The following is a 15,999-nucleotide window of genomic DNA, read 5'->3' on the forward strand; positions in this document are numbered from 1 at the left end:
AATGAACCCCGGCGTCGACACGCCGCCGGGGTTCTGCGTTTCTAGGCCAGCAGATCGCTCAGCAAACGCGCATGGCGCTGCTGCTGAGCCGGCTGCCGGAGCTGATTGGCGCGGAAGATCGCCTGCAGATCGATCAGCGCGTGGGCGAAATCGTCGTTGATCACCAGATAGTCGTATTCGACGTAGTGGCTCATCTCGCTGACCGCTTCGCGCATGCGCCGTTCGATGATCTCGTCGCTGTCCTGGCCACGGTTGTTCAGGCGCTGGCGCAGGGCTTCCTGGGTCGGCGGCAGGATGAAGATCGATTTGGCCTGCGGCATCAGTCGGCGCACTTGCTGGGCGCCTTGCCAGTCGATCTCCAGAATCAGGTCGTAACCTTCGGCGAGGGTCTGTTCCAGCCAGCGTTGCGAGGTGCCATAGAGGTTGCCGAATACTTCGGCATGCTCGAGGAATTCATCGCGTTCGAGGCGTTCGAGAAAGTCCTCGCGGCTGACGAAGTGGTAGTTGACCCCGTCGACCTCGCCCGGGCGCATGGCGCGGGTGGTATGCGACACCGACACCCGGACCTGCGGCTGGGCATCGATCAGTGCCTTGACCAGACTGGTCTTGCCGGCCCCGGAAGGCGCGGAAACGATATAGAGCGTGCCGGTTGTGGCGGACATGACGGTTTCCTGGAACTCGATGGATATCTGACTGTGACAATAGCCCGGTGGTCGTTCGTGCCCGCCGGCTATTCGATGTTCTGTACCTGCTCGCGCATCTGCTCGATCAGCACCTTGAGGTTGACCGCGGCCTGGGTGCTGCGCGGATCGAACGCCTTGGAGCCGAGGGTGTTGGCTTCGCGGTTGAGTTCCTGCATCAGGAAGTCCAGGCGCCGCCCGGCCGCGCCGCCGGCCTTGAGTACTCGGCGCACTTCACCGACATGGGTGGCGAGGCGGTCGAGTTCTTCGGCGACGTCGCTCTTCTGCGCCAGCAGGACCATTTCCTGTTCCAGGCGCTGCGGATCGAGCTCGACCTGCATCTCCGCGCAGCGGTCGAGCACTTTCTGTCGCTGGGCGGCAAGCATTTGCGGCACCTGCTCGCGCAGCGTAGCGACTTCGACGAGGATGCCGTCCAGGCGTTCGTCGAGCAGTCTGGCCAGTTCCTCGCCTTCGCGCTGGCGGCCTTCCCTGAGCTGCGCCAGGGCGTCGTGGAACAGTTGCAGGGCACTCTGGTTCAGCGCCTGTGGGTCGATTGCATCGCCAACCAGTACGCCGGGCCAGCCGAGCACCTGCAGCGGGTCGATCGGCGCCGGCTGCCTGATCAGCGCGGCTACGCTTTCGGCCGCGGCGATCAGCTGGCTGGCGCGTTCGCGGTCGAGCTGCAGCTCGCCGCGGCCGGCATCCTCGGCGAAGCGCAGGGTGCATTCGACCTTGCCGCGCGACAGTCCTTTGCGCAGGGCTTCGCGCACCGCGCCCTCGAGGTCGCGAAAGGTCTCCGGCAAGCGCAGGTGCGGTTCCAGGTAGCGATGATTGACCGAGCGGATTTCCCAGCTGAGGGTGCCGTGGGGGCCGGCCAGCTCGCTGCGGGCGAAGGCCGTCATGCTGTGGACCATCGGGAGACCTCTCGATGCGGATGGCGAAAGGCGGAGGATTGTAAAGGAAAAACCGTCGGCGGGGTTGCGGCGGCAATCGGCCCCTTTTGCGGACAAGCCTTCTATAATGCCCGGCACTCTTACCCCGAAGCAGGATGTACCTACATGAAGCGTCCCAGTGGCCGTGCCGCCGATCAGCTGCGCTCGATCCGTATCACGCGCAATTACACCAAGCATGCCGAAGGTTCGGTGCTGGTCGAGTTCGGCGACACCCGGGTCATCTGCACTGCAAGTATCGAGTCGGGCGTACCGCGTTTCCTCAAGGGGCAGGGGCAGGGCTGGCTGACGGCCGAGTACGGCATGCTGCCGCGCGCCACCGGCGAGCGCAATCAGCGCGAAGCCGCGCGTGGCAAGCAGGGCGGGCGCACCCTGGAGATCCAGCGGTTGATTGGTCGTTCGCTGCGTGCGGCGCTGGACATGAGCAAGCTGGGCGAGAACACCCTGTTCATCGACTGCGATGTAATCCAGGCCGATGGCGGCACGCGTACGGCCTCGATCACCGGCGCGATGGTCGCGCTGGTCGACGCGCTGAAGGTGCTGAAGCAGCGTGGCGGGCTGAAGGGCGGCGATCCGGTCAAGCAGATGGTGGCCGCGGTCTCCGTCGGCATGTATCAGGGGCAGCCGGTGCTCGATCTCGACTATCTCGAGGATTCGGCGGCTGAGACCGACCTCAACGTGGTGATGACCGACGCCGGTGGTTTCATCGAGGTGCAGGGCACCGCCGAGGGCGCGCCGTTCCAGCCGCACGAGCTGACCGCCATGCTCGAGCTGGCCCAGAGCGGCATGCGCGATCTGTTCGAGCTGCAGCGCGTGGCGCTGGCTGACTGAGTGGTGCAGCCATGAGCGATCAGGAGTTGATGCCGTTGCCCAGCCGCGAAGCGCGCCAGTGGGCGATGTTCTGCCATTACTCGGCGTTCTTCTGGTTCCTCGCGCCGATGATCGGCAACGTCATCGGTCCGCTGATCGTCTGGCAGCTGAAGAAGGATCTGGATCCGTTCGTCGATCAACAGGGCAAGGAGGCGCTGAACTTCCAGATCACCTTCAGCATCGTGATGATGATCTGTGCACTGCTCGCCTGGATTCTCATCGGCTTTCCGCTGATGGCCCTGGTCAGCGTGGTGGCGCTGGTGCTGGTGATCATCGCCGGTATCCGGGCCAACGAAGGCAAGCCCTACCGCTATCCGTTCTGCTGGCGATTGATCAAGTAATCGCGAACCGCAGGTGCCGATCGAACCTGGCGCATCCGGCGCCAGGTTCTCCTGCAGTGGACTCTAGACGCTCAGCGTCCAGTCATAGTCGACGATCAGCGGCGCGTGCTGCGAGAAGCGCGGCTGGCGCGGCAGACGGGCACCACGCACGAAGCGACGCAACCCCGAGGTGAGAATCTGGTAGTCGAAGCGCCAACCCAGGTTGAGCATCTCTGCCTGCTCTGTATCCGGCCACCAGCTGAACAGGTCGCCCTCGCGATTGACCTCGCGCAGCGCATCGACGTAACCCATGTTGCCGAAGATCTCGTCCAGCCAGGCACGTTCGGGAGCGAGGAAGCCCGGGCTCTGCTGGCAGTCGCGCCAGTTCTTCACGTCGAGCTTCTGATGCGCGACGTACAGCGAACCGCAATACAGGTACTCGCGACGCTTGCGACGCTGCTTGTCCAGGTAGTGGGCGAAATCGTCCATGAACTTGAATTTCTGATTCAGGCTGGCGTCGCCATCCTGCCCGGTCGGCAGTAGCAGGCTAGCGATGCTGACCTTGTCGAAGTCCGCCTGCAGGTAGCGACCGTAGCGATCCGCCGTCTCGAAGCCGAGCCCCATGATCACTGCCTTGGGCTGCAGTCGCGAATACAGCGCCACACCGCCCTGTTCTGGGATTTCGGCGTCGCAGGCATAGAGGAAATAGCCGTCCAGCTGGTAGGCCGGATCATCGAGTTCCAATACAGAGGCGCGGGTATCCTGCAGGCAGATGACATCGGCATTCTGCGCTTGCAGCCAGCTGAGCAAACCCCGCTGTGCTGCCGCTTGAATGCCATTCACGTTGACGCTGATGATCCGCATAAATGGCCCCTAAAAACACGTCCGTGTATGATAACCCAAGCTCTCTGTAATTGGCTAAATCCGTGGCTTTCGGGAATTTTCTTCATGCAGGCGTACCAGCGCGAGTTCATTCGTTTTGCCATCGAGCGCGGTGTTCTGCGCTTCGGTGAATTCACCTTAAAATCCGGCCGCACCAGTCCGTACTTCTTCAATGCCGGATTGTTCAACAGCGGCAGCGCGCTGGCTCAGCTGGGCCGTTTCTATGCGGCGGCGGTGATGGAAAGCGGCATCGATTTCGATGTGATCTTCGGCCCGGCCTACAAGGGCATTCCGCTTGCCGCCGCGACAGCGATCGCGCTGGCCGAGCAGCACGAGCGCGATCTGCCGTGGTGCTTCAACCGCAAGGAAGCCAAGGACCACGGCGAAGGCGGCACCCTGGTTGGTGCGCCGCTGGCGGGGCGTGTGCTGATCGTCGATGACGTGATCACCGCCGGCACGGCGATCCGCGAGGTCATGCAGATCATCCAGGGGCAGCAGGCCCAGGCGGCGGGCGTGTTGATCGCGCTCAACCGTCAGGAGCGTGGTCAGGGTGAGCTGTCGGCGATTCAGGAAGTCGAGCGCGATTACGCAATGCCAGTGATCAGTATTGTGTCGTTGTCGCAGGTGCTCGAGTATCTGGAAGAAGATAATCAGCTCAAACAGCATCTGCCCGCGGTGCAGGCCTATCGCGCGCAGTACGGAATCTGATCAGGGATAGGTATCTCGCCATGCTCCAGCCGGTAATTCGCTTGCTCGTTGCGCTGGGATTGCTGACCGCGACGCTGGCGGACGCCGCCGAGCTTTATCGCTATACCGACGAGCGCGGTGTGGTGGTGCTTGACCGGCATGGCGTGCCGCCGCAGCACATCGGCCGCGGTTATGAGGTGCTGAACGAGCAGGGGCGGGTCGTCCGGGTGGTGCCGCCGGCGCCCACGGCCGAGGAAATGCAGCGCCAGCGGCAGGAGAAGGCTCGCGCGGCGGCCGATGTGCAGCTGCTGCGTCTATATGCCAGCCCGGACGATGTGGAGCGTGCGCGCAAGCGCAAGCTGGCGGAACTCGACAGCGTCATCGGCATTACTCAGAGCAATCTGCAATCGCTGCGCACGCAGCAGGAAATGCTGCGGGCCCAAGCTGCCCAGCACGAGCGCGCCGGTCGTGAAGTTCCGCAGAATCTGCTGACGCAGATTGCCAATCTCGAAAAGGAGCAGGCGGGGCTGCAGCGTGACCAGGCGCGTTACCAGCGCGCCAAGGTCGAGGCGGACGCGAGCTTCGCGCGTGACCGCAAGCGTGTCGCCGAACTGCTCGGCGAGCGCTGAATCTTCTGCCCACTTCGGCACGGCCGAAATCTCGATCACATGCAGCTACACCCGGGGCGCTAACAAACAAGCCGCTCTGGATCAATGCTTTTAAGGTACGGATGAGTAATCGCCCCCGGGCCTGTACCTTTCGCCGCGAATTTTCGACGGTGAGATGATCGCATGAAAGATAGCGACCTAAGCAGTTACCGGGAGCGTCACAGACCGCGGTCCGCGTTTGCCTCGCGCAGCGACTATCTGGAGCATGAGCTGCGGATCATGGCGCCGCGGCGCTGGCGTCCGAACCTACCATTCCGCGATTACCGCTTCGAGATCGAGGACTGGGTGCCGGCCATGGCCGCCACCATCGGCAAAATCGTGATGGTCGCTGCGGTGGTGGCGGCGTTCGCCGGACCGTTGGGGCTGTCCAACGAGTTCGTCATCGAGAACGTGCGCTTCGAGATGCTGATCGCGGCGATCCTCTTCGTCGTGCTGTTCTCCGGTTTCCTCAATCCCACCGCCAACCTGGCGGGCACCCATGGTCCGCTGATCCCCCTGATCCCGCTGATCGTGGCCTCGGGCGGCCATCCCATGGCGCTCGGCCTGATGGTCGGCTTGCTCGGCTTCGCCCTCGGCGTCGCACGTGGCGGCAGTCTGCTGGCGCGGCTGACCAGTGACGGGGTGTGCGGCGGCTTGCTGCTGTATCTGGGCTTCATCGGGGTGTCGTCGCAGATCCAGAAACTGTTCGCCTGGGCTAACGGCTTCGACATGGGCTACATCGCCTTCGTGGTGGTGCTGTCGACCATCGTCATGTACGCCTACCTCGAGCACATTCGCATGCGCTGGCTGGCAATTCCGCTGGGCTCGGTGCTGGCGGCGGTGATCGCCTTCGCTCTTGGCGCGCCATTCGAGTTCTCCACCGAACCGGGCATTCCCAACCTCAACCCGGCGTATTGGTGGGGTGAAAACAGCGGCTGGCAGCTCGGCCTGCCAGAACTGCATCACTTCGTCGCCGTCGCGCCATTCGCGGTGTTGGCCGTGGCGATGTGGTCGCCGGACTTCCTCGGCCACCGTGTGTTCCAGCAGCTGAACTACCCGCCGCGCACGGACAAGGTGCTGATGGACATCGACGACACCATGTGCGTCGCCGCCGCGCGTCAGGCCGTGGGTACGGCCTTGGGTGGCGGTAACCTGGCCTCGTCCTGGGGCACCTACATGGTGCCGGCGGCGATCGCCAAGCGGCCGATTCCGGCGGGTGCGGTACTGACCGGCCTGCTCTGCGTGCTGGCGGCGATCCTCGGCTACCCGATGGATCTGGCGATCTGGCCGCCGGTGCTTTCCGTGGCTCTGCTGGTCGGGGTGTACCTGCCGCTGCTCGAGGCTGGCATGCAGATGACCCGCGAGGGCAAGACTTCGCAGTCGGCGGCGATCGTGGTGTTCTCCTCGGCACTGGTCAACCCGGTGTTCGGCTGGTCGCTGACCGTGCTGCTCGACAATCTCGGGCTGATCGGCGACAAGGAGCGTGGCCAGAGCCTGAGCCATATGCACCGCTGGGTAATCCCGACAATCGTGTTCATCCTGCTTTGCGCGGTGATGCTGGGTGTCGGCATGTTCCCGGGGATCCCGGCCATGTTCGAGTCCTTCCGCGTCGACCACTGACGGCGCGGGCACGAAAAAGGGGAGCTGATGGCTCCCCTTTTTTTGGTCCGACCGCGGTGTTCAGCGCTGGTTGTTGGTGATCAGCGTACCGACACCAACGTCGGTGAAGATTTCCAGCAGCACCGCGTTGGGCACGCGCCCATCGATGATGTGCGCGCTGGTCACGCCGCCCTGAACCGCTTCGAGGGCGCAGCGGATCTTCGGCAGCATGCCGCCGTAGATGGTGCCGTCGGCGATCAGCGCATCGACCTGGGCGGTCGAAAGGCCGGTGAGCACGTTGCCTTGCTTGTCCATCAGGCCGGCGATATTGGTCAGCAGCATCAGCTTCTCGGCCTTCAGCGCCTCGGCCACCTTGCCGGCGACCAGGTCGGCGTTGATGTTGTACGACTCGCCATTGTCGCCCACGCCGATCGGCGCGATCACCGGGATGAAGTTGCCCTTGACCAGCATTTCCAGCAGTTCGCTGTTGACCCCGGTGACCTCGCCGACATGGCCGATGTCGATGATTTCCGGCTTGGTCATCTCCGGCGTCTGCCGGGTGGCTTTGAGCTTCTTCGCGCGGATCAGCCCCGCGTCCTTGCCGGTCAGGCCGATGGCGCTGCCGCCATGCTGGTTGATCAGGCTGACGATGCTCTTGTTGACCTGGCCGCCGAGGACCATCTCCACCACGTCCATGGTCTGGCTGTCAGTCACCCGCATGCCGTCGATGAAGTGGCTCTCGATGTTCAGCCGCTTGAGCAGATCGCCGATCTGCGGGCCACCGCCGTGCACCACCACCGGGTTGATGCCCACCGCCTTCATCAGCACGATGTCGCGGGCGAAGCCGGTCTTCAGCTCCTCGCTTTCCATCGCGTTGCCGCCGTACTTGATCACCAGCGTCTTGCCGACGAAGCGGCGAATGTACGGCAACGCCTCGGAGAGGACCTGGGCGAATTGGGTGGCAGCTTCACGGCTGAGGGTCATGCAGGGCTCCGCATAATCAGAACGGCAGTTTGAGGTCGGGTGCAACGTTATGCAGCTGCGCGCGGAAGACGTCCTGGATGCGGCCGAGCTCTTGCGCGCTGTCGGCCTCGAAACGCAGCACCAGCACCGGTGTGGTGTTGGAGGCGCGGATCAGGCCCCAGCCCTTGGGATAGTCGACCCGTACGCCGTCGAGCGTGATCAGGTTGGCCTCGCCCCACTGGGCATCCCGTTGCAGGGCGTCAATGATGGTGAATTTGCTTTCCTCTGTCACCGTGATGTTGATTTCCGGCGTGGAAACGTCGCTCGGGAAGGCGGCGAACACCTGCTCGGCATCGCGCTTGTCCTGGCTGAGGATTTCCAGCAGGCGCGCGGCGCTGTAGATACCGTCGTCGAAGCCGAACCAGCGCTCCTTGAAGAAGATGTGGCCGCTCATCTCGCCGGCCAGCAGTGCACCGGATTCCTTCATCTTCTTCTTGATCAGCGAGTGGCCGGTTTTCCACATCACCGGGCGACCACCGTAGCCGCTGATCAGTGGTGTCAGGCGGCGCGTGCACTTGACGTCGAAGATGATGTCGGCGCCGGGGTTGCGCGCCACGACGTCCTTGGCGAAGAGCATCAGCAGACGGTCGGGATAGATCATGGTGCCGGCATTGGTCACCACGCCGACGCGGTCGCCGTCGCCATCGAACGCCAGGCCAAGGTCGGCCTTCTCGGCTTTGACCTTGGCGATCAGGTCGACCAGATTCTCTGGCTTGCCCGGGTCCGGGTGGTGGTTGGGGAAGTTGCCGTCGACCTCGCAGTACAGCGGGATCACCTTGCAGCCCAGCGCCTCGATCAGTTGCGGGGCGATGACCCCGGCGACGCCATTGCCGCAGTCGACCACCACCTTCATTGGCTTGGCCATGGCGATGTCGGTGCGAATCTGCTCGAAGTAGCGCTCCAGCACGTCGACCGGTTCGACGCGGCCGACGCCTTCACTCAGGTCGCCGGTTTCAATGCGCTGGCGCAGCGCCTGGATCTGCTCATTGGCCAGGGTGTCGCCGGCGATGACGATCTTGAAGCCGTTGTAATCCGGCGGATTGTGGCTGCCGGTGAGCATCACGCCGGATTTGCCGGCGAGGATGTTGGCCGCGTAGTAGAGCACCGGCGTCGGCACCATGCCGATGTCGCTGACCGTGCAGCCGCTGTCGACCAGGCCCTGGATCAGATGCTGGACCAGTTCCGGGCCGGATAGACGACCGTCGCGGCCGACCGAGACATTCGGCTCGCCCTGGGCGAGGCTCTGCGAGCCTACGGCGCGGCCGATCCAGTAGGCGGTCTCGTTGGTCAGGCTGTCGCCGACAATGCCGCGGATGTCGTAGGCGCGAAAGATGCTGGCGGGCAGTTTGGGGGCTTTGGCGCTGCTCATTGCGGTTTCTCGCTCCTTGGTGTCGAGGCCGAACAGGTCCAGGTCCTCGTCGAGAATATCGATGTCGAGAATGTCGGTATCCGGCACGCGCGGATCGACATACTCCTTGGTCGGTCGGACGGCAGGCGCCGCCGCGGCTTGCGTGACTGCCGGTCCGACGGGGCGAAGCGGCAGGCGGGCCATGTTCCGTGCCAGCGCGTCGAGCGCCGGCAGGCTCAGGGACGGTTGTTGGATGGCCCGGCCGCTGGAGAGTTCCTGCACGAGGCGGTTGATCTGCAGCACGTCATCACGCAGGCGCCGCTGCTGGGCGCTGGCGAGGAACTGCAGGCCGAGCAACAGGCCGATGAGCGCCAGCAACGCAGCCCCCATCAATATCAGCGGCGAGGCGCCGGTCGCGGTCGTGGCGGGCTGGAAACTGAGCTTCCAGTGCGGATTGCCGCTGGCCAGCGGCAGCAGCGGTCCGTTGCCGCTACCCTGCTGGAGCAGCACCTTCTCGGGCGAGTTGTCGAACTGCTGCGTCAGACGCAGCTGGCCTGCATCGGCCGGCACGCGCGGCAGCGTGGCGAGCAGGCGGTCGAGCTCGATGACGCGCAGCAGTGTGCCCTGGACGGCCTGCTCGGCGGAGGCGCGCAGCGGCGCCGCGCTGTAGAGCAGCCAGCGCTTGCCGACCTGAAAGGCCTCGACGGGCGGGGCGTCCCCGCTCTCGGCGCGCTGCAGCAAGTCCAGTGCGGCAAAATTAATCGGCCCCGCACGTTCGGGCGTCGGGCGGCCGCGGCCGCGTGCGCTGAGATGTGCATCGACGACACCCGGTTGCTGGCGCAGCGTCTGCTCGAGAGCGGCGATCTGTTCGGCTTGCTCGCTGCGCAGCGCCTCGAGCAGTCGCGGGTCGGCGGCGATGGCCTGGGTATCGGCCTGTAGCTGGCGCACGGCCTGTTGCAGCGCGCTGGCCTGGCTCTGCCCCCAGGCTACGGCAAGCTCGGTCTGTTGCTGACGCTGGGCGTCCTGGAGGCCGAACCACAGCAGTGCGGCCGCGGCACCCAGGCCGAGCAGGCCGGGGAGCAGCCCGTTCAGCAGCAGGTTGGGGGCTGCGCGGGTGGGGCGTTTGTTGTCGGCGTTTGCCGGGGTCAACAGGTCCGGTTCCTTGGCGGTACGCTTGAAGAGTGCCATGAGGCTCCTCGATTCATCCTGAAAGGGGGGGCGTTGGATCAATGGCTGCCGGAGTGTCCGAAGCCGCCGGCACCGCGGTCGCTGCTGTCGAACTGTTCGACCAGCTCGAAGCGCGCCTGCACCACCGGCACCAGCACCAGCTGCGCGATGCGCTCGCCGACGGCGATGGTGAAGTCGCTCAGGCCGCGGTTCCAGCAGGAGACCATCAGCTCGCCCTGGTAATCCGAGTCGATCAGACCGACCAGGTTGCCGAGCACGATGCCGTGCTTATGGCCCAGGCCCGAGCGCGGAAGGATCAGCGCCGCGAGCCCCGGATCGGCGATGTAGATCGAAAGGCCGGTCGGGATCAGCAGCGTCTGGCCTGGCTGCAGCACGGTATCGTTCTGCAGCATCGCGCGCAGGTCGAGGCCGGCCGAGCCGGAGGTGGCGTAATCGGGCAGCGGGAAGTCCCGGCCCAGGCGGGGGTCGAGAATCTTGGCTTGTAGCTGGTGCATGTCAGGCCTGCCTGTAGCGATCGGCGATAAAGGCCACCAGCGCGCGGGCGATGTGCCCTTTGCTGGCCTGGCCGAAGCGGGTTACGTGCTGCTGGCGATCGATCACGCTGACCGCGTTTTCTTCGCTGTTGAAGCCGATGCTCGGGTTGGCCACGTCATTGGCGACGATGAGGTCGAGATTCTTGTCGCGCAGCTTGCGCATGGCGTAGTCGAGCAGGTTCTCGGTTTCGGCCGCAAAGCCGACGCAGAAGGGGCGATCCGGGCGAGCCGCCAGGGTGGCGAGGATGTCCGGATTGCGCACCATCTGCAGCAGCAGACCGTCGCCGGTGGTGGGGTCCTTCTTCAGCTTGTGCGGCGCCACCACCTCGGGGCGGTAGTCGGCCACTGCGGCGGCGGCGATCAGCAGATCGCAGGGCATCGCCGCTTCACAGGCGGCGAGCATGTCGCGCGCGCTGACCACGTCGATGCGCTGCACGCGATCAGGCGTCGGCAGGAACACCGGGCCGGTGACCAGCGTGACCTGCGCGCCGGCTTCGGCGGCTGCCTCGGCGAGGGCGAAGCCCATCTTCCCCGAACTGTGATTGGTGATGTAACGCACCGGATCGATGTTTTCCTGGGTCGGTCCGGCGGTGATCAGCAGGCGCAGGCCGCTCAGGCAGCCGTTCTCGAAACAGTCGGCGGCGGCCTGGGCCAGCTCCTCGGCCTCGAGCATGCGGCCCATGCCGATGTCGCCGCAGGCCTGGCTGCCGGAGCCAGGGCCGAACAGGCGGATGCCGCGCTGTTCGAGCAGCTGACGGTTGGCCTGGGTCGCCGGGTCGGCCCACATCGCCTGGTTCATCGCCGGCGCCAGGGCGACCGGCGCGTTGGTCGCCAGCACCAGGGTGGTCAGAAGGTCGTTGGCGATGCCCTGGGCGAGGCGCGCCATGAGGTCGGCAGTAGCCGGTGCGATCAGCACCAGGTCGGCCCAGCGCGCCAGTTCGATATGGCCCATCGCCGCTTCGGCGGCGGGGTCGAGCAGATCCAGATGTACCGGGTGACCGGAGAGCGCCTGCAGGGTCAGCGGCGTGATGAACTCGCGGCCGCCGTGGGTCATCACCACTCGCACTTCGGCGCCATGGTCGCGCAGGCGACGCACCAGCTCGGCACTCTTGTAGGCGGCGATGCCGCCGCCGACGCCCAGGACGATGCGTTTACGATACAGCCGCTGCATAGGCCTGCCTTGTTTCTTGTAGAGGATTGCCGGAGTGAGAACTGCGTCGGAGCCGCGCGGGCACCCCGGAAAAATGACGGGCTAAGATAGCACAGCGCCCGCGACGGAGAAGCGGGCCTGCTCGACAGGGAGGAGACATGAGCATACGTGACTGGCCGACGGCGGAGCGGCCGCGGGAAAAGCTTCTGGAACAGGGTGCGGCGGCGCTTTCCGATGCCGAATTGCTGGCGATTTTCCTGCGTACCGGCGTTGCCGGCCGAAGCGCGGTAGACCTGGCGCGCCACCTGCTCGGCGAGTTCGGCGGGCTGCGCGCGCTGCTCGAAGCCGACCTCGATCAATTCACCACGCATCTGGGGCTCGGCCCCGCCAAGTACGCACAATTGCAGGCCGTGCTGGAGATGGCGCGCCGGCATCTGGCCGAGCGGCTGCGTCGGGATTCGGCGCTGGAGTCGCCGCAAGCGGTGCGCGACTACCTCAAGGCGCGCCTGCGTCACGAGCCGCACGAGCTGTTCGGCTGCCTGTTTCTCGATTCCAAGCACCGGGTGCTGGCGTTCGAGGTGCTGTTCCACGGCACCATCGACGGCGCCAGCGTCTATCCGCGGCAGGTGGTCAAGCGCGCGCTGGCGCAGAATGCAGCGGCGGTCATCCTTACCCACAATCATCCGTCCGGCGTCGCCGAACCGAGTCAGGCCGATCGCCAGCTGACCCAGCGGTTGAAGGAAGCGCTGGCGCTGATCGACGTGCGCGTGCTCGACCACTTCATCGTCGGCGAGGGCGAGCCGCTGTCGATGGCCGAAGCGGGATGGATGTAGGCGCCGTTACGCCAGCAGCGGCACCAGCAGCAGCGGCCCGAGCGCCAGCAGCACGAAGCGGCCGTTCCAGCCGAAGGCGATGCGCCAGGGCGACAGCCCGGCATGTCGCGCCAGCATCAGTGCGGAGGGGCCGTAAGGCGACAGCAGCATCGCCAGCGAAAAGCCGGCGAGCAACGCTACCGCCGGCTGCATGACGGCCACGCCCTGTGCGGCCAGTTGCGCCAGCAGCGCGGCGCACAGGTTCAGGGAAATGATCGGCGCGACGCCAAGCAAGGCCAGCGCGATGACCGCAAGCATGCCGGCACTGCCGAGGCCGAACAGCGCCAGCGGCGAGGTGCCGACGTGAACGACCAGCGCGTCGACCGGTACCAGCGCGGCGACGAGCCCACCGAGCACAGCCGAACAGGCGAAGATGAACGTCTCGTTGCGCATGCCGGCGAGGGTGTCGCGAACCTGGCTGTGAATCGCGCCGAGCCCTTCTCCCTGCGTGTGCAGCATGCCGAGTACCGCCAGCGGTACCAGCAGCATCGCCGCCTGAGTGGCAGACAACGGGGTAAAAACCGCCAGCAGGGCGATCAGCGCGATACCCAGCAGACTGCCGAGCAGCAGGCTGCGCAGTGGCTGCGGTGGTTCCGGCGTATCGCTGGCGCCGGTGCGACGCAGCTGCCGCAGTCGGCGGTTCTCCAGCGGCCAGCCGATCAGCAGCAGGAGCAGGGCGGCGAGCAGGCCGAACGGCAGCAACGCCTGCCAGCTCAGTCCGGGTAATTCACGCGTGAGAATGGCCACCGCGACGCTGGTCGGTGCCAGCAGCGGCACCAGGGCGAAGCCGCGCAGTGCGCTGACCATCACTGCGCGTCGCCCTTCGCGGCGCTGCGTCTCGCTGTAGCCGCCGTACTGCAGGTGGCGCTCGAGCGAGCCGCAGACCAGCGAAAGCATGCCGAAGCTGAGGATCGAGCTGATCGTCAGGGTGCTCAGCAGATAGCTCGGATACAGCAGCGCGGGTGGCCCGGCCAGCAGCCGTCGATGCAGCTCGCCGAGCGGGCGCAGGCGCTCGGCCAGGCAATGCATCAAACCCAGCGCGCCGACGAACGCGCCGTAGTACGCAGCCGCGGCAAGCAGACGCTGGCCCTGTTCCCAGCTGGCTGCGCCGCTCAGCAGCCAGTAGCCGAGCAGGGCCAGCGTGACCAGGGCGAGTCGGCGTGGGTACGGCATCAGCGAACGCCGGTGCCAGATGAAGAACAGACTCAGCAGCACTCCGCTGGCGACACTCAGCGGGCGCGTCTGAGTCGCCAGTGCGAGCAATTCACAGAACAGTGCCAGTGGCAGCAGGGCGGTCATGTTCGCGGTGCGTCTCGATAATCGGTGAAACTTGCCCGGCAAAGCGTGCACGGGTGAGGCGGGTGTGCGAGCTGGCGTCCAGGCTGGCAGTGTCCGAGCGCTCGGTCAATTAAGCAGAACGTTATTCCGCACGGTGAAATGCCTTTGCATCGCCTGAAGCCACTGGACGCCGATTTCGATATCCGACCGGCGGAGCGAAGGCGGCGGCATGGCTTGGCTGCCGCGACACAGGCGGTTCGTCCGTGTGCCACGCGTCTTGCGCGAGCGCGGGTGCGGCGCGCCGTCGGCACTTTGCTACTAAGGCACTACTGACTTTCGTCGCGAAATATGGGTAAAACGCTTGGCCGATCGACAAGAACAAACAGAGGCCGTCCATGCGATCTTCCCCTCGCCTTAACGCGCGCGCCTGCCTGCTGCACGCTTTGGCCATCTGCGCTGTGCTGCTGCTCCACTACGCAATCACGCTGCCGTTCCCGCTGCTGGCTGCACTCATCCTTGGGGTGGCGCTGGTGCCCTGGTTCGGTGTCTGGCGTGCGGGCGATGAGACGAGCAGTGCGGCTGGGGCCGAACCGCAGGCCTTCACCGAACTGAGCAAGAATCTCTCCCGGCACACCTGCCACAACGCGCTGTCGGCCGCCCAGGTGGCCTTCAGCGCCGAGCAGCTGGCCGGCCGGCTGCAGTCGCAGCTGCAGGCGGTCAGCGAGATCGCCAACGGCGCCGAGGCGATGGCCGCCACCGGACAGGACAGCGCCGAGCGCGCCCGTCATACCCTGGAAGCAGCGCAGGCGGTGCGGCGTAGCAGCGATGCCGGGCAGACCGAACTGTTGCAGGCCATCGCCCGCATGCAGCAGCTCAGTGCGCAGACCCAGTCCAGCCGCGAGCTGATCGACGGTCTGTCGGCGCGTACCGAGGAAATTCGCCAGATCACCGATGTGATCCAGTCCATCGCCAGCCAGACCAATCTGCTGGCGCTCAACGCCGCCATCGAAGCGGCCCGGGCCGGCGAGGCGGGGCGCGGCTTCGCCGTGGTGGCCGACGAGGTGCGCAACCTCGCCGCGCGGACCTCCAGCGCAACCGAGGAAGTCGGGCGCATGGTCGCCGATATCCGCGAGCAGAGCGGCGCCGTGGTCAGCCATATTCAGCAGCAGGCCAGCGAACTGGACGAAGCCGCCGAGCAGATTGCCGGTACCGGCCAGCAGCTGACCGGCATCACCGAACTGGCCGGCGGCGTGGAGGCTCAGGTCGCCGAAATCACCTCCGGCACGGCCAGCAACCATGAACGGCTGACCGCGTTGTTCGTCGCGCTCGACCAGCTGCGTGCCGATGCGCTGGACAGCGAACAGCAGACCCGCCAGCTGGAGCAGGCCGCCGAACGCCTGGTGGCGCAGGCCGAGAGCGCGAGCGAGCGCCTCGCCGAGGTACAGCTCGACGACTATCACCAGGCGATCTACGACCTTGCGCGCCAAGGGGCCGCGGATATCGCGGCGCGCTTCGAGGCGGATATCGACGCCGGCCGCATCGCCGTCAACGACCTGTTCGACCGCAACTACCAGGCGCAGCCGGGTACAGATCCGTTGAAGTACCACACTCGCTTCGATAAGTACGCCGATGGCGTGCTGCCGGCGATTCAGGAGCCGCTGCTGGCGCGCCACGATGCGATCGTCTACGCCATCGCCACCACCCCGGAAGGCTACGTGCCGACCCACAACACTGCCTTCAATCATCCGCCGGTGGGCAATCCCGAGATCGACCGCAGCCGCAGTCGCAGCAAGCGGCTGTTCAACGACCGTACCGGCGGACGCTGCGGCAGCCACCAGCGCAACGTGCTGCTGCAGACCTACAGCCGCGACACCGGCGAACTGATGCACGACCTCTCGGTGCCGATCATGGTCAAGGGGCGTCACTGGGGCGGGCTGCGCCTGGGCTATCGGCCGGAGGCGCAGGCCTGACG

General features: G+C 65.7%; 15 protein-coding genes. 7 read left to right on the plus strand and 8 right to left on the minus strand.

Annotated features, from left to right (window positions below; genetic code table 11):
• Positions 1–41: 41 nt before the first annotated feature.
• Together gmk and U8L64_RS14660 are read right to left on the minus strand one after the other, a co-directional pair.
• Positions 42–662: a guanylate kinase gene (gmk, locus tag U8L64_RS14655; RefSeq protein ID WP_043297855.1), complete on the minus strand. Its 621-nt coding sequence runs from the start codon at positions 660–662 to the stop codon at positions 42–44.
• Between the two features lie 68 nt (positions 663–730).
• Positions 731–1,594: a YicC/YloC family endoribonuclease gene (locus U8L64_RS14660; RefSeq protein WP_333398136.1), complete on the minus strand. Its 864-nt coding sequence runs from the start codon at positions 1,592–1,594 to the stop codon at positions 731–733.
• A 144-nt stretch (positions 1,595–1,738) separates the two neighbouring features.
• Here U8L64_RS14660 and rph point away from each other — a divergent pair, with 144 nt between their 5' ends.
• A complete protein-coding gene (gene rph / locus U8L64_RS14665) occupies positions 1,739–2,461 on the plus strand; it encodes a ribonuclease PH (RefSeq protein WP_054094410.1) in 723 nt (240 codons plus the stop codon).
• A gap of 11 nt (positions 2,462–2,472) precedes the next feature.
• The gene (locus U8L64_RS14670) at positions 2,473–2,841 is read left to right on the plus strand and encodes a DUF4870 domain-containing protein (RefSeq protein ID WP_043297858.1); all 369 of its coding nucleotides are present in this window, start codon (positions 2,473–2,475) and stop codon (positions 2,839–2,841) included.
• 63 nt (positions 2,842–2,904) lie between these two features.
• Here the strand turns inward: U8L64_RS14670 and U8L64_RS14675 are convergent, their stop codons facing one another.
• The gene (locus U8L64_RS14675; protein ID WP_008568419.1) at positions 2,905–3,684 is read right to left on the minus strand and encodes an exodeoxyribonuclease III; all 780 of its coding nucleotides are present in this window, start codon (positions 3,682–3,684) and stop codon (positions 2,905–2,907) included.
• A gap of 84 nt (positions 3,685–3,768) precedes the next feature.
• On the opposite strand from U8L64_RS14675, the gene pyrE reads away from it, so the two are divergent.
• From pyrE to U8L64_RS14690, 3 genes are all read left to right on the plus strand, one after another.
• Positions 3,769–4,410 (plus strand): orotate phosphoribosyltransferase, encoded by a 642-nt coding sequence (pyrE, locus tag U8L64_RS14680; protein ID WP_008568418.1) that lies wholly within the window; start codon positions 3,769–3,771, stop codon positions 4,408–4,410.
• 20 nt (positions 4,411–4,430) lie between these two features.
• Positions 4,431–5,018 (plus strand): DUF4124 domain-containing protein, encoded by a 588-nt coding sequence (locus U8L64_RS14685; RefSeq protein ID WP_054094411.1) that lies wholly within the window; start codon positions 4,431–4,433, stop codon positions 5,016–5,018.
• A gap of 162 nt (positions 5,019–5,180) precedes the next feature.
• The gene (locus U8L64_RS14690; RefSeq protein WP_273526841.1) at positions 5,181–6,656 is read left to right on the plus strand and encodes a DUF3360 family protein; all 1,476 of its coding nucleotides are present in this window, start codon (positions 5,181–5,183) and stop codon (positions 6,654–6,656) included.
• 60 nt (positions 6,657–6,716) lie between these two features.
• On the opposite strand, the gene argB is transcribed toward U8L64_RS14690, so the two are convergent.
• From argB to coaBC, 4 genes are read right to left on the minus strand one after another with little or no spacing between them, the layout of a single operon-like run.
• Entirely contained in the window at positions 6,717–7,619 is a 903-nt protein-coding gene (argB, locus tag U8L64_RS14695) for an acetylglutamate kinase (protein WP_043297861.1), read from the minus strand.
• A gap of 16 nt (positions 7,620–7,635) precedes the next feature.
• On the minus strand, positions 7,636–10,194 hold the full coding sequence (locus U8L64_RS20410; RefSeq protein ID WP_442965291.1) for a phosphomannomutase/phosphoglucomutase: 2,559 nt from the start codon (positions 10,192–10,194) through the stop codon (positions 7,636–7,638).
• A gap of 38 nt (positions 10,195–10,232) precedes the next feature.
• Positions 10,233–10,688 (minus strand): dUTP diphosphatase, encoded by a 456-nt coding sequence (gene dut / locus U8L64_RS14705; RefSeq protein WP_054094413.1) that lies wholly within the window; start codon positions 10,686–10,688, stop codon positions 10,233–10,235.
• Position 10,689: 1 nt separating this feature from the next.
• Entirely contained in the window at positions 10,690–11,898 is a 1,209-nt protein-coding gene (gene coaBC / locus U8L64_RS14710; RefSeq protein WP_043297864.1) for a bifunctional phosphopantothenoylcysteine decarboxylase/phosphopantothenate--cysteine ligase CoaBC, read from the minus strand.
• Positions 11,899–12,035: 137 nt separating this feature from the next.
• On the opposite strand from coaBC, the gene radC reads away from it, so the two are divergent.
• Complete coding sequence (gene radC, locus U8L64_RS14715; protein ID WP_043297865.1) at positions 12,036–12,710, plus strand: RadC family protein; 675 nt, start codon at positions 12,036–12,038, stop codon at positions 12,708–12,710.
• A gap of 6 nt (positions 12,711–12,716) precedes the next feature.
• Here the strand turns inward: radC and U8L64_RS14720 are convergent, their stop codons facing one another.
• Positions 12,717–14,048, minus strand: a complete 1,332-nt coding sequence (locus tag U8L64_RS14720; protein WP_333398137.1) for a hypothetical protein — start codon at positions 14,046–14,048, stop codon at positions 12,717–12,719.
• 725 nt (positions 14,049–14,773) lie between these two features.
• Between U8L64_RS14720 and U8L64_RS14725 the strand changes: the two genes are divergently transcribed.
• Positions 14,774–15,997, plus strand: coding sequence for a methyl-accepting chemotaxis protein (locus U8L64_RS14725; protein ID WP_442965295.1), 1,224 nt, complete (start codon positions 14,774–14,776; stop codon positions 15,995–15,997).
• Positions 15,998–15,999 lie beyond the last annotated feature (2 nt).

Origin of the sequence: Pseudomonas sp. FIP_A4 (assembly GCF_036701605.1) — a bacterium.
Classification (GTDB): domain Bacteria; phylum Pseudomonadota; class Gammaproteobacteria; order Pseudomonadales; family Pseudomonadaceae; genus Stutzerimonas; species Stutzerimonas phenolilytica.

Bases quoted from the DNA above. Each gene is read 5' to 3' on its own strand.
- U8L64_RS14685 (WP_054094411.1), top strand. From the start codon at position 4,431: ATGCTCCAGCCGGTAATTCGCTTGCTCGTTGCGCTGGGATTGCTGACC.
- radC (WP_043297865.1), top strand. From the start codon at position 12,036: ATGAGCATACGTGACTGGCCGACGGCGGAGCGGCCGCGGGAAAAGCTT.
- argB (WP_043297861.1), bottom strand. From the start codon at position 7,619: ATGACCCTCAGCCGTGAAGCTGCCACCCAATTCGCCCAGGTCCTCTCC.
- U8L64_RS14725 (WP_442965295.1), top strand. From the start codon at position 14,774: ATGGCCGCCACCGGACAGGACAGCGCCGAGCGCGCCCGTCATACCCTG.
- U8L64_RS20410 (WP_442965291.1), bottom strand. From the start codon at position 10,194: ATGGCACTCTTCAAGCGTACCGCCAAGGAACCGGACCTGTTGACCCCG.
- rph (WP_054094410.1), top strand. From the start codon at position 1,739: ATGAAGCGTCCCAGTGGCCGTGCCGCCGATCAGCTGCGCTCGATCCGT.
- U8L64_RS14660 (WP_333398136.1), bottom strand. From the start codon at position 1,594: ATGGTCCACAGCATGACGGCCTTCGCCCGCAGCGAGCTGGCCGGCCCC.
- coaBC (WP_043297864.1), bottom strand. From the start codon at position 11,898: ATGCAGCGGCTGTATCGTAAACGCATCGTCCTGGGCGTCGGCGGCGGC.
- U8L64_RS14690 (WP_273526841.1), top strand. From the start codon at position 5,181: ATGAAAGATAGCGACCTAAGCAGTTACCGGGAGCGTCACAGACCGCGG.
- U8L64_RS14670 (WP_043297858.1), top strand. From the start codon at position 2,473: ATGAGCGATCAGGAGTTGATGCCGTTGCCCAGCCGCGAAGCGCGCCAG.
- gmk (WP_043297855.1), bottom strand. From the start codon at position 662: ATGTCCGCCACAACCGGCACGCTCTATATCGTTTCCGCGCCTTCCGGG.
- pyrE (WP_008568418.1), top strand. From the start codon at position 3,769: ATGCAGGCGTACCAGCGCGAGTTCATTCGTTTTGCCATCGAGCGCGGT.
- U8L64_RS14675 (WP_008568419.1), bottom strand. From the start codon at position 3,684: ATGCGGATCATCAGCGTCAACGTGAATGGCATTCAAGCGGCAGCACAG.
- U8L64_RS14720 (WP_333398137.1), bottom strand. From the start codon at position 14,048: ATGACCGCCCTGCTGCCACTGGCACTGTTCTGTGAATTGCTCGCACTG.
- dut (WP_054094413.1), bottom strand. From the start codon at position 10,688: ATGCACCAGCTACAAGCCAAGATTCTCGACCCCCGCCTGGGCCGGGAC.